The 11,087-nt window shown below is 68.0% G+C and carries 12 protein-coding genes; 9 read left to right on the plus strand and 3 right to left on the minus strand.

All coding sequences use genetic code 11. The features are described 5' to 3' along the window. Positions 1-82 precede the first annotated feature (82 nt). The 4 genes from BM397_RS14275 to glmM all read left to right on the plus strand — a co-directional run bounded on the left by BM397_RS14275 (position 83) and on the right by glmM (position 4,150). Positions 83-724, plus strand: coding sequence for a cell wall hydrolase (locus tag BM397_RS14275; protein WP_092425053.1), 642 nt, complete (start codon positions 83-85; stop codon positions 722-724). A 96-nt stretch (positions 725-820) separates the two neighbouring features. Continuing rightward, positions 821-1,750 carry a dihydroneopterin aldolase gene (locus tag BM397_RS14280; RefSeq protein WP_092425051.1) on the plus strand — a complete coding sequence of 310 codons (930 nt, stop codon included), beginning with the start codon at positions 821-823 and terminating at the stop codon, positions 1,748-1,750. Between the two features lie 52 nt (positions 1,751-1,802). After that, entirely contained in the window at positions 1,803-2,807 is a 1,005-nt protein-coding gene (gene folP, locus BM397_RS14285; RefSeq protein WP_092425049.1) for a dihydropteroate synthase, read from the plus strand. Then, positions 2,804-4,150: a phosphoglucosamine mutase gene (gene glmM / locus BM397_RS14290; protein WP_092425047.1), complete on the plus strand. Its 1,347-nt coding sequence runs from the start codon at positions 2,804-2,806 to the stop codon at positions 4,148-4,150. Before folP ends, glmM begins: the two co-directional genes overlap by 4 nt. A gap of 202 nt (positions 4,151-4,352) precedes the next feature. On the opposite strand, the gene BM397_RS14295 is transcribed toward glmM, so the two are convergent. The 3 genes from BM397_RS14295 to BM397_RS14305 all read right to left on the minus strand — a co-directional run bounded on the left by BM397_RS14295 (position 4,353) and on the right by BM397_RS14305 (position 6,710). Continuing rightward, positions 4,353-5,678 (minus strand): MATE family efflux transporter, encoded by a 1,326-nt coding sequence (locus BM397_RS14295; RefSeq protein ID WP_092425045.1) that lies wholly within the window; start codon positions 5,676-5,678, stop codon positions 4,353-4,355. Between the two features lie 61 nt (positions 5,679-5,739). Continuing rightward, complete coding sequence (locus BM397_RS14300) at positions 5,740-6,249, minus strand: PaaI family thioesterase (RefSeq protein WP_092425043.1); 510 nt, start codon at positions 6,247-6,249, stop codon at positions 5,740-5,742. Beyond that, positions 6,246-6,710, minus strand: coding sequence for a PaaI family thioesterase (locus BM397_RS14305; protein ID WP_092425041.1), 465 nt, complete (start codon positions 6,708-6,710; stop codon positions 6,246-6,248). The genes BM397_RS14300 and BM397_RS14305 overlap by 4 nt, the downstream gene beginning before the upstream one ends. 116 nt (positions 6,711-6,826) lie before the next feature. Here BM397_RS14305 and BM397_RS14310 point away from each other — a divergent pair, with 116 nt between their 5' ends. The 5 genes from BM397_RS14310 to BM397_RS14330 all read left to right on the plus strand — a co-directional run bounded on the left by BM397_RS14310 (position 6,827) and on the right by BM397_RS14330 (position 11,086). Then, positions 6,827-7,198, plus strand: a complete 372-nt coding sequence (locus BM397_RS14310; protein ID WP_092425039.1) for a MerR family transcriptional regulator — start codon at positions 6,827-6,829, stop codon at positions 7,196-7,198. A gap of 259 nt (positions 7,199-7,457) precedes the next feature. Next, complete coding sequence (locus tag BM397_RS14315) at positions 7,458-7,853, plus strand: MerR family transcriptional regulator (RefSeq protein ID WP_092425037.1); 396 nt, start codon at positions 7,458-7,460, stop codon at positions 7,851-7,853. A gap of 85 nt (positions 7,854-7,938) precedes the next feature. Next, a complete protein-coding gene (locus BM397_RS14320; RefSeq protein WP_092425035.1) occupies positions 7,939-9,702 on the plus strand; it encodes an acyl-CoA dehydrogenase family protein in 1,764 nt (587 codons plus the stop codon). Positions 9,703-9,738: 36 nt separating this feature from the next. Continuing rightward, positions 9,739-9,951, plus strand: coding sequence for a hypothetical protein (locus BM397_RS14325; protein ID WP_092425033.1), 213 nt, complete (start codon positions 9,739-9,741; stop codon positions 9,949-9,951). Positions 9,952-10,447: 496 nt separating this feature from the next. Next, positions 10,448-11,086: a glutathione S-transferase family protein gene (locus BM397_RS14330; RefSeq protein WP_092425031.1), complete on the plus strand. Its 639-nt coding sequence runs from the start codon at positions 10,448-10,450 to the stop codon at positions 11,084-11,086. The last annotated feature ends 1 nt before the right edge of the window (position 11,087 follow it).

The raw sequence follows: 11,087 nt of genomic DNA on the forward strand, positions 1-11,087 counted from the left end.
TGGACGAATTGGCGACATTTTTGTAAATCGCCTCGGATTTCGGCATCCGCGAGGGTGCCCCCCCGAGCCGTGAGAGCCCTTAATGTTTCGTGCCACCGCGATCGCCTTCGCCGCATGTCTTGCGGCGCTTCCCGTCCGCGCTGACATCCAGCATGACAGCATCCGTCACCTCGTCAAACTCGAACAGAGCGCACTTCGTTCCGCAAACAACTCGCACCTGCGCAGCATGATCACCCCGGTCTCGGCCGGCAGCGCGAAGGTGCCGCACTACGACCGCGCCTGGCTCGCCGCCCAGCCAAAGGCCACGGGCGGCGCGCAGTTCCAGTGTCTCGCCGAGGCGCTCTACTTCGAGGCCCGCGGTGAAAGCCTGCAGGGCCAGTTCGCCGTCGCCGAGGTCATCATGAACCGCGTCGACAGCCCGCGTTTCCCGGATTCGGTCTGCGGCGTGATCAAACAGGGGACCGGTCGACTTCACGCCTGCCAGTTCTCCTACACCTGCGACGGTCGTCCCGAGCACGTGAACGAGAAGGCGGCATGGGACCGCGTCGCCAAGGTCGCCAAGGCGGTGATCTCCGGCGCGCCGCGCGCCTTGACCCAGGGCGCCACCTACTACCACACCCGTGCCGTGCGCCCCAGCTGGGCGCGCAAGTTCACCAAGACCGCCACCATCGGCGCACACTATTTCTACCGCGGCGCGAACTACCGGATCAGCACCAGCAACTGAGCGCCGTTTTTATGCCCCGGCACGCCGTTGCCGGGGTCGCCCCCGCGGCAGGCCCCTGCTAGAGAGGCGGCACTTTTCGCATCCGGAGCCGCTGCCATGGCCGATGAAATCCGCCTCGCCTTCGCCCATCCCGACGAACGCGCCATCGCCACCGCGGACGAGACCCCGCGCGACCGCATCTCCCTGCGCGACCACGTGGTCGAGGTCGAGATCGGTGCCTTCCAGGCCGAACGCGGACAGCGCCAGCGCGTGCGCTTCAATGTCGTGGTCGAAGTGGCTCCGGGCAAGGGCGCGCTCGAGGATGACGTCGACCTGATCCTCTCCTACGACAAGGTGACCGAGGCCATCGCCGCGGAGCTCGAGGCTGAACGGCTCAACTTGCTCGAGACCCTGGCCGAGCGTATCGCCGAACGCATCCTGCTGGAGCCGCAGGCGCTGCGGGTCTTCGTGCGTATCGAGAAACTTGATCGCGGCCCCGGCGCGCTGGGGGTTGAAATCGTCCGCGCACGGGACGGCGAGCCAGTAGGTGCGGCGCAGGATGACGCGCGTGCCCGGCCGCACCCGCGGGTCCTCTACCTCTCGAACGCGGCCATTGCAGATGCAGCGCTCAAGAGCTGGCTCGACCAGGCCGAGGCCATGGGCGCACCCGTGATCCTCTGCGTCGGCCTGCCCGAGGGCACCCGCCCCCAGGCCAGCCACCCGCTGGCGCAGCGCCGCATCGATCTTCTGGCCATCGAACAGAACGCCTGGATGCTGGCCGCCCGCGATCCCCGCGCCAAGGTGGTCGCCACACGCACCGAGCTCGACTGGGCGATGAAGAACGGCCAGAGCTGCATCTGGGCGCCCTCGAAGATCGTGCTCGACACGCCCGCCGGGCACCACGCCCACCCCGAGGACCCCGCCGAGCTGGCGGCCTGGTTCGCCGGGCTGATGGAGGCCTGCGAGCTGGTGATGATCGGCGAAGAGCCGCCCGCCGGGCTGACGGTCCCGGCACGGGCTGTAACAGTCGGAAATACCACGCTCTGATCGCGCCGCGGCGCGGCTTGCCAAGCTGGCGTGCATCGGGCACAGACGATCAATGACTGCCCGATACCGCCCCCTTGTCCAGTCTGGACACGCCCGCCCCGAAGACGCCCTGCCGCTTGCCGGGGGGCCGCGCTGGTTCAGCCATTGCGCCCGCCACGGCCGCGGCGAGCCGGTGACCGTGGTCCCGGTCACGCAAGTGCCGCAGGACGTGCTGGCTCGGCTCACCGCGCCGCGGGAGCCCGTGGCGGGACTGCCCATGGGCGGCACGCGGATCATGGGCATCCTCAACGTTACCCCCGACAGCTTCTCCGACGGCGGCACCGACAGCTCTGCCGAAGACTCCATCGCCCGCGCCCGCCGGATGCTGGAGGACGGCGCCGAGATCCTCGACATCGGCGGTGAGAGCACACGACCTGGCGCACCCGAGGTGCCGGTCGAGGAGGAGATCGCCCGCGTCGTACCGGTGACTACGGCCCTGAAAGGCGTGCCGATCTCGGTCGACACCCGCAAGGCCGCCGTCGCCCGCGCTGCCGCCGAAGCCGGCGCCACGCTGATCAACGATGTCTCCGGCCTCGTCTTCGATCCCGAGATGACCGAGTTCTGCGCCTCGTCCCGCCTGCCGGTCTGCGTCATGCACATGCGCGGCACCCCCGAGACGATGCTGACCGAGACGGATTACGAGGACGTGCTTCTCGACGTCTACGACTTCCTCGAGACGCAAATCCACGCGCTGGAACACGCCGGTCTGCCGCGCGAGAAGATCGTGGTCGACCCCGGTATCGGCTTTGCCAAGACGCTGGAGCAGAACCTCGCATTGCTGCACGGGCTGTCGCTGTTCCACGGCCTCGGCTGCGCGATCCTGCTCGGCGTGTCGCGCAAGGGCTTCATCGGCAAGCTCTCGGGCGAGAGCGAGGCCGCCAGACGTTTCCCCGGCTCCATTGCCGTCGCCCTTGCAGGCGTCGCGCAGGGCGCCCAGATCATCCGCGTTCACGACGTTGCCGAGACGCGCCAGGCGCTGACGCTCTGGCAGGCCGTCGAAGGAGGAGGCACTCAATGACCCGCAAGCTGTTCGGCACCGACGGGGTGCGCGGCACCGCCAACATGCACCCGATGACCGCCGAGATGGCGCTGGCCATCGGCGCCGCCGCCGGGCGTTACTTCCGCCGAGAGGCGGGGGGCACGCACCGCGTGGTGATCGGCAAGGACACCCGGCTCTCGGGCTACATGTTCGAGACCGCGCTGACCGCGGGCCTTACCTCCACAGGCATGAACGTGCTGCTGCTCGGCCCGGTGCCGACCCCCGCCGTGGGCCTGCTGACCCCCTCGATGCGCGCCGATGTCGGCATCATGATCTCTGCCTCGCACAACCCGGCGCATGACAACGGCATCAAGTTCTTCGGCCCCGACGGCTTCAAGCTCTCGGACGAGGCAGAGGCCGAGATCGAGGCGCTGGTCGAGAAAGGCGTCGAGCCGGCGCAGGCCGGTAACATCGGCCGCGCCAAGCGCATCGACGACGGCCGCTTCCGTTACCAGGAGCGGGTGAAGTCGAGTTTCCCGCATGGCATGCGGCTGGATGGCATGAAGGTGGTGATCGACTGCGCCAATGGCGCCGCCTACCGCGCCGCCCCCGAAGTGCTCTGGGAACTGGGCGCCGAGGTGATCCCGGTGGGAACGCACCCGAACGGCCTCAACATCAACGACCAATGCGGCTCGACCAAGCCGCAGACCGCCGCCGAGACGGTGGTGGCGCATGGTGCCGATGTCGGCATCTGCCTCGACGGCGACGCAGACAGGGTGATCCTGATCGACGAGAAAGGCACCGTCGCCGACGGCGATCAGATCATGGCGCTGATGGCCGGCCGCTGGGCCGAGGAAGACCGGCTCAACGGCGGCACGCTCGTTGCCACGGTGATGTCGAACCTCGGGCTCGAGCGTTTTCTCGGGGATCGCGGCCTGACACTTGCCCGCACCAAGGTCGGCGACCGCTACGTGGTCGAGACCATGCGCGCCAAGGGCTTCAACCTCGGCGGCGAGCAGTCGGGCCACATCGTGATGACCGATTACGCCACCACCGGCGACGGCCTGATGGCCGGGCTGCAGTTCCTTGCCGAGATGGTGCGTACCGGCCAGCCCGCCAGCCGCCTGGCGCGCAACTTCGAGCCGGTGCCGCAGCTGCTGAAGAACGTGCGCTTCGGTGCCGGGCAGACGCCGCTGGAGGCCGCCAGCGTGCAGGGGGCCATCGCCGAGGCCGAAGCGACGCTCTCGGGCCGCGGGCGCCTGCTGATCCGCAAGTCCGGCACCGAACCGCTGATCCGGGTCATGGCCGAATGCGAGGACGAGGCCCTGCTCAGTCAGGTGGTCGACGGCATCGTTGCCGAGGTGCAGGCGGCCACCGCCTGACCGCCATTCCGGCGATGCCCCCTCGTGGCAACCGCCGGAGATGCGTATTTGGAAAGAGAAGAAGCCGGGGACCCGACGCCTCCCCGCTTCCACATGTCTGAAATATCCCGGGGGAGAGGCGCCCAGCGCCTCGGGGGCAGCGCCCCCGTCTGTAAATGCCGTCGCGCGTGGCGCGGCTGCGGCCGCAGGGCGTGGCCTTGGCCTAGGCGCTCTTCTTCACCCAGCGCTCCAGCGCCGGGTAGCGCAGCGCCAGGGTCAGGCCCCGCGCCACGAAGGACAGCTGGAACGCCAGCCAGAGCCCGTGGTTGCCCATCCCCGGCAGCGCCAGCAGCAGCACCGCCGCGTAGATCACCGCCGAGACCGCCATCATGTTGCGCATGTCCGACGAACGGGTGGCGCCGATGAAGATGCCGTCGAGCATGAAGGGCAGCACCTGCAGCAGCGGCGAGAGCACCATCCAGGGCAGGAAGGCGATGGCGGCGGCGCGCACCTCGGCATCGGCAGCGATGCCGCGGATCAGCGCCGGCCCGGCCAGCCAGAACAGCAGCGACAGCAGCACCGCGACCACCACGCACCAGAGACCGGAGAGCCGCGCGCTGCGCCGAAGGTGGGGTATGCTGCGCGCGCCGACGGCCTGGCCGACCAGCGCCTCGGCGGCGAAGGCGAACCCGTCCATCGTGTGCGCGGTGATCATCATGAACTGCATCAGCACCTGGTTCGCCGCGAGGGTCACGTCCCCGAAGCGCCCGCCGACCAGCATGAAGGACACGATGATCCCCTGCAGCAGCAGCGAGCGGATCAGGATGTCACCGTTGAGTGCCGCCATGCGCCGCAGCTTCGCCGGGTCGAAGACCCGCGCCCGGTTGCGCCAGCCGGCGCCGAGAAAACCGTCGCGGCAAAGCCAGATGCCGAGCCCGAGCCCGGTCCATTCCGCCACGAATGTGGCCAGCGCCACGCCCTCGACGCCCATGCCGACCCAGAGCACCAGCGCGAGATCGAGCACCACGTTCACGAAATTCATGCCAAGCTGCAGCACCAGCACCGCGCGGGTGCGCTCCTGCGCGATCAGCCAGCCGGTCAGCCCGTAGATCGCCACCGCCGCTGGCGCCGACCAGATGCGGATCTGCATGTAGCTCCGCGCCATGTGCTCGACCTCCGCCGAGGCCGGCGAGGCGGCAAAGGCGATACGGAAGATCAGCGTCTGCAGCGCGATCAGCAGCACCCCGCCGGCGAGCCCGATCAGCAAGGACCGCGCCAGCAGCGCCGAGACCTCGCAGCTGTCCCTTTCGCCAAGGGCCTGGGCGGTGAGCCCGGTGGTGCCCATGCGCAGGAAGCCGAAGATCCAGTAGACCGCCGAGAGCACCACCGCCCCGACCGCCACCGCTGCGATCGGCTCCGGCTGCGGGATCTGACCGACCACGGCGGTGTCCACCGCGCCGAGAATCGGAACGGTGGCGTTGGACAACAGGATCGGCAGCGCGATTTTCAGCACGCGGCCATGGGTCAGGGGGAGGATCTGGGAGGACATGGTCATTTCGGCACGGCGGCGTCGACAGGAGGCGAAGAGGAGCGGCGAGGAAGAGGCCCGCTCACCTTTCGTCCCACGGCATCAGGAAATGCCCCACGGCCTGCACGATCGGCCGGTCGCGGTTGTCCTGCCAAGCCTCGGCATGCACCGAGGCGTAGCGCCGCCCCGAACGGGTGACGCGGGCCCGGGCATAGGCGTCGCGCGGCAGCCCGGGGCGCAGGTAGTCGATGGTGAAATCGATGGTCTTGGGCAGGCGCGGCAGCTGTCCCTTTTCCAGCGACCCGAGGTCGAGCCGGCCGGATTCGACCTCGTCCCAGAGGCTCATCCAGCTCAGGGTGATGATCGAGGTCACCTCGAGGAATGCCGCGGTCACCCCGCCGTGCAGCGCCGGCAGGTCCGGGTTGCCGATCAGCTTGTCGTCGTAGTTCAGCACCCCGGTCAGCTCGTCGCCCCGGCGGTCGAAGGTGATGCCGAGGAAGTTCACGTAGGGCACTCCTTCGGCGAGCGCGCGCAGCGCCGTGTCACGGCGCTGCTTGACCACCTGAACGGGTTCCGGCTTGCGATGGCTCATGCCGCGCCCTCCGGTGCATCGCCGCGCATCTGCGGCACGGTGAAGGTGCCGGTGGCCATGGCAACGGGGCGGTCCTCGTCCTCGTCGAGCGCCACCGCCCGCACGAAGGCGACGGATCGGGTGACATGGTGGCATTCGGCGCGGGCGGTGATCCCCTGCCCCGGCGTCGCCGCGCGCAGGTAGTCAATGCGCAGGCTGATCGTGGCGGTATGGCCTTCGACCTGCGGGTGCGCCATCACCGAGGCGCCGCCGCAGGTGTCCATCAGCGTCGAGACGGCGCCACCATGGATCACCCCGGTCTCGGGATCGCCCACCAGCTGCGCGGCAAAGGGCATGTGGATCTCTGCCCGCCCCGCTCCGAAGGCGCGGATCTGCAGTCCGAGCGCGCGGGCCTGCGGCAGCCGCAGGATCAGGTCATCCGAAACCGCCGGGTCAAAGCCCGACTCCGCATCCGTAGACATGCCGATATCCCTTTCTGTCTCGTGCCTTTATGCGGCGGGCGACCGCGCATCGCAAGCCGGCCAGCCATTGCCCTCGCCGCAGCGCCGCATTACCTTTCGCTACGTCAGGAGGGCCCATGAGCGAGACACGTCTCAGCTTCAAGGAAATGTGCGCGCGGTTCGAGGTCACCCCGAGAACCCTGCGCTATTACGAATACATCGAGCTGCTCAGTCCCGGCCGCGAGGGACGCTCGCGCTGGTACGGACCGCGCGAGATCGCTCGGATGACGCTGATCCTGCGTGGCCGGAAGTTCGGCTTCCAGCTCGAGGAGATCCGGCAGTGGCTGCAGATGTACGAGAGCGACGGCACCGAGGCACAGATGCGGACCTGGGTCGAGATGGCCGACAAGCAGCTCGTCGAGCTTGGCGATCAGCGGGCGCAGCTCGACGCCGCGATCGATGAACTCAAAGCGCTTCGGGATCTCACGCTCAAGCAACTTGGAGATTGAGCCGAATCACTCGGTTTGAAACCCTCGAAACGCTTTGGTTCCGTACCCGGCAGTATACATTCCGGCTCCGGAATGGCTGAGCATCGCGCAACCTGAGAAAGAAAATTCTTCGCGGCGTCGCGTGACGCTTAATGATGTTACGTAAATTGACAAATGACGCGGCGTCCGAGTCTCAAAAGGATAGGGGGCAGTTGTAGGATTCTCACGAAAGGCGCAGGTGAACCGTCATCTTGACGCGAAGTGAGGTAGAAGACCTGACATGAGTGACGACCAGTTGATGACGATCCGCGAAATGTGCGACCTCTTCGAGGTGACGCCGCGGACGCTCCGTTTCTACGAACAGAAAGAGTTGCTTTTTCCCATCCGTGAAGGGCAGAAGCGCCTCTTCACCCGGCGCGACCGGGCCCGGCTGAAACTGATCCTGCGCGGCAAGCGCTTCGGCTTCAGCCTCGAAGAGATCCGCCAGTTGCTGGAGCTCTATGACAAGGGCGACCAGCAGCGCACCCAGATCGCGCGCAGCTACGAGATCGGCCAGGAACGTCTTGCCGACATGATCCGTCAGCGCGATGATCTGACCATGGCGATCGACGAACTGAAAGACCAGCTTGCATGGGGCGAACAGATGCTCGGCGAGCTGGAGCGCAAGGCCGGCTGATCCGGCACTCGGATCACGGCTGGTCTTGGCGGACGGGAGAGGAGGCCCAATGCCAAGCGCAGCACATGGCGCACCCCAGGGTGCAATGCCCGACTATACCGCCCCGGTCACGGATCTGCTGTTCGTCCTTTGCGACGTCCTGCGGATCGACCGGGGCGATTTTGCTTCCGTCGACCGCGACACCTGCGCCGCGGTGCTGACAGAGGTGGCGCGGCTCGCAGAAACGCGGCTCGCTCCCCTCAACCGCCTTGGCGACCTGCAGGGCTGTCGCCTCGAGAACGGCGTCGTCCGCAGCCCGGACGGCTTCGCCGAGGCCTTTGCGGCGGTCTGCGCCGGGGGCTGGTACGGGCTCGACTGCGCACCCGAACACGGCGGCCAGGGCCTGCCCCACATGCTGCACAGCGCGGTGGGCGAGGTTCTCTCGGGCGCCAATATGGCCTTCCACATCCATGCCGGGCTGACCCATGGCGCCTACAGCGCCATCGCCGCCCATGGCAGCGCAGCGCAACGGGCGCTCTACCTGCCGAGGCTGGCCAATTGCCGCTGGACCGGCACGATGAATCTGACCGAGCCGCAATGCGGCACCGATCTCGGGCTCATCCGCACCCGCGCCGAACCCGTTCCCGGTACCGAGGGGCGCTACAAGCTTTACGGGACAAAGATCTATATTTCTGCCGGTGATCACGACCTGACCGAGAACATCGTGCACCTCGTCCTCGCCCGGCTGCCCGACGCCCCCGAAGGGGTAAAGGGCCTGTCCCTGTTCATCGCGCCCAAGTTCCTGCCCGACACGGACGGCAGCCCGGGCGCGCGCAACGGCCTTGGCGCGGCGCGGCTCGAGGCGAAGATGGGACTGCACGGCAATGCCACCTGCGAGATGCTCTATGACGGCGCAGAGGCGGAACTTCTGGGCGCGCCGCACCAGGGACTCGCGGCGATGTTCACCATGATGAACGAAGAGCGGATCAGCGTCGGACTGCAGGGCTATGCCCAGGCCGACCGCGCTTTCCAGGGCGCTCTGGCCTATGCCCGCACGCGCCCGCAGGGCCGCGCCCTCGGGGCCCCGGCCCGGCCCGAGGCACCGGCCGACCCGATCCTCGTGCACCCCGACGTACGCCGCATGCTGCTCGACCAGCAGGGCTTCACCGAAGGCGCCCGCGCCCTGACGCTCTGGGGCGCCCAGCTGGTCGACCTCGCACGCGGCGGCGACACGGCGGCCGCGGCGCGGCTCTCTCTCATCACCCCGGTGATCAAGGGTTTCCTGACCGACAAGGGCGTGGAAAGCTGCCTCAAGGCGCAGCAGGTGCTGGGCGGCGCGGGATACATCGAAGAGATGGGCCTGTCGCAGATCCTCCGCGATGCACGGGTGACGACGATCTACGAGGGCACCAATGGGGTGCAGGCGCTCGACCTGGTGGCGCGCAAGCTCGGCGGCGACGGCGGTGCCGCGATCATGGCACTGCTCGGCGAGATGACCGGCTATGCCGCCGAAAGCGCGCCCGAGGAGGTCGAGGCGAAGTTCCACGCGCCGCTGCGGGCCGCGCTTGGAGATTTGCAGAACGCGCTTCTGCGCCTGCAGGCCTTCGGCGCAAATGATCCTGCGGCCGCGCTATCCGGCGCCAGCGACTTCCTGCACCTCCTCGGCCATGTCTGCCTCGGCTACATGTGGGCGCGCATGGCCCGCGCCGCCGGCGCGCCCGGTGTCTTGGACGAGCCCGCCCGCCGCGCCAAGCTCGCCGCCGGGCGCCACTACATGTCTCGCCACCTGCCGGCGACCGCGCTGCACCTTGCGCGGATCGAAGCCGGCGCCGTGGCCAGCTTGCCACTGGACGCCGGGGCCGCAGAGTGAAACCCTGAGCGAGACAAGACCGGAAAGGAGCCGCTCATGGCCAAGCGCTTTCGCCTCACCCGCAGATTCTCGGTGGCGATGACCGAGGACGGCTATCGCGGGCTGCGCGGCTTCGCCGCGGCGGCCGGGCTGGATGAAGGAGAGGCGCTGTCTTTCCTCTTCGAGAACTTCGACAGCGTGACCGACAGCGAGGTTCTGGGCCACCGGCTGCGGCTGTTCAATGCAGAGCTCGAGGCGCGCAAGCGGTGAGCATCGCGGCGCCCCCTCGCCGCGCACCCTGTGGCGCGCGAAGGACCGGGGGTTTCACACCCCCGGACCCCCGTGGGATATTTGACCCATGTGGAAACAGCGGACACGCTCATCGGGTCGCTTGCCGAAGACTCACCTTTCATGATGATGCCGGTCACTGTCTCACCGGGGACCGTCTCGCCGGTCACTGGCTCGCCGGACGCGGCGCTCCCCACGATGGTCGGCCCCTGAATCGCGACTGCTCTCGGTCCACCCCGCCACCGCGTCGGAACCAGCTGCGACCGGCGGACGCGATGGCGGGGCTTCCACATGTGCGGTCATCGGCTTCCCAGCCTGTACCGCGCCGAGAGTCTGCCCCAGGCTTGGTTAAGGCAGGGTTAGCGCGCCAAGACCCGTCCCTCCGGCCTTCCATATGTTCCAAATATCCCGCGGGGGTGCGGGGGCGCGAAGCCCCCGCCTCGACCCGCGCCACACGCACCAGGGAAAGACCTCTCTCATGACCATCAAGCTCTATTGCTTCGGCGAATCCGGAAACGCCTACAAGGCCGCGTTGCCGCTGCAGCTCTCGGGGCTGGACTGGGCGCCGGTGAAGGTGGATTTCTTCAATGGTGGCACGCGCACGCCGGAGTACCGAGCAGAGATCAACGAGATGGGCGAAGTGCCAGTGCTGGTTGATGGCGGCGTCACACTCACCCAGTCCGGCGTGATCCAGCACTACATCACCGAGAAGACCGGTAGGTTCGGCGGCGCCACCCCCGAAGAGGCGCGCGAGGTGCTGCGCTGGCAGTTCTGGGACAATCACAAGCTCAGCAGCCAGGCCGGAATGACCCGGTTCCTGATGAATTTCCTGCCGGAGGAGAAACGCCCCGCGGAGGTGATCGCCTTCACGCAAGCGCGGCTGAAGGCGGCCTACCAGGTGCTGGAGGCGCATCTCGAAGGGCGCGACTGGATCGTCGGCGCCGGGCCGACACATGCGGATTTCTGCTGCTGCGGCTATCTATTCTACCCCGAGCCCTTCGGCTTTGTCCGGGCCGACTGGCCGAACATCGACCGCTGGCTCGGGTCTATCGAGGCGCTGCCGGGCTGGAAGCATCCCTACGACCTGATGCCCGGCTCGCCCGCAGACAGGGCCTGAC

It is taken from the genome of Alloyangia pacifica (genome assembly GCF_900116195.1).
In the GTDB taxonomy this organism is placed as follows: Bacteria; Pseudomonadota; Alphaproteobacteria; order Rhodobacterales; family Rhodobacteraceae; genus Salipiger; species Salipiger pacificus.

Coding starts and splice junctions, on each gene's coding strand:
- BM397_RS14275 (WP_092425053.1), top strand. CDS start 83: ATGTTTCGTGCCACCGCGATCGCCTTCGCCGCATGTCTTGCGGCGCTT.
- BM397_RS14280 (WP_092425051.1), top strand. CDS start 821: ATGGCCGATGAAATCCGCCTCGCCTTCGCCCATCCCGACGAACGCGCC.
- folP (WP_092425049.1), top strand. CDS start 1,803: ATGACTGCCCGATACCGCCCCCTTGTCCAGTCTGGACACGCCCGCCCC.
- glmM (WP_092425047.1), top strand. CDS start 2,804: ATGACCCGCAAGCTGTTCGGCACCGACGGGGTGCGCGGCACCGCCAAC.
- BM397_RS14295 (WP_092425045.1), bottom strand. CDS start 5,678: ATGTCCTCCCAGATCCTCCCCCTGACCCATGGCCGCGTGCTGAAAATC.
- BM397_RS14300 (WP_092425043.1), bottom strand. CDS start 6,249: ATGAGCCATCGCAAGCCGGAACCCGTTCAGGTGGTCAAGCAGCGCCGT.
- BM397_RS14305 (WP_092425041.1), bottom strand. CDS start 6,710: ATGTCTACGGATGCGGAGTCGGGCTTTGACCCGGCGGTTTCGGATGAC.
- BM397_RS14310 (WP_092425039.1), top strand. CDS start 6,827: ATGAGCGAGACACGTCTCAGCTTCAAGGAAATGTGCGCGCGGTTCGAG.
- BM397_RS14315 (WP_092425037.1), top strand. CDS start 7,458: ATGAGTGACGACCAGTTGATGACGATCCGCGAAATGTGCGACCTCTTC.
- BM397_RS14320 (WP_092425035.1), top strand. CDS start 7,939: ATGCCCGACTATACCGCCCCGGTCACGGATCTGCTGTTCGTCCTTTGC.
- BM397_RS14325 (WP_092425033.1), top strand. CDS start 9,739: ATGGCCAAGCGCTTTCGCCTCACCCGCAGATTCTCGGTGGCGATGACC.
- BM397_RS14330 (WP_092425031.1), top strand. CDS start 10,448: ATGACCATCAAGCTCTATTGCTTCGGCGAATCCGGAAACGCCTACAAG.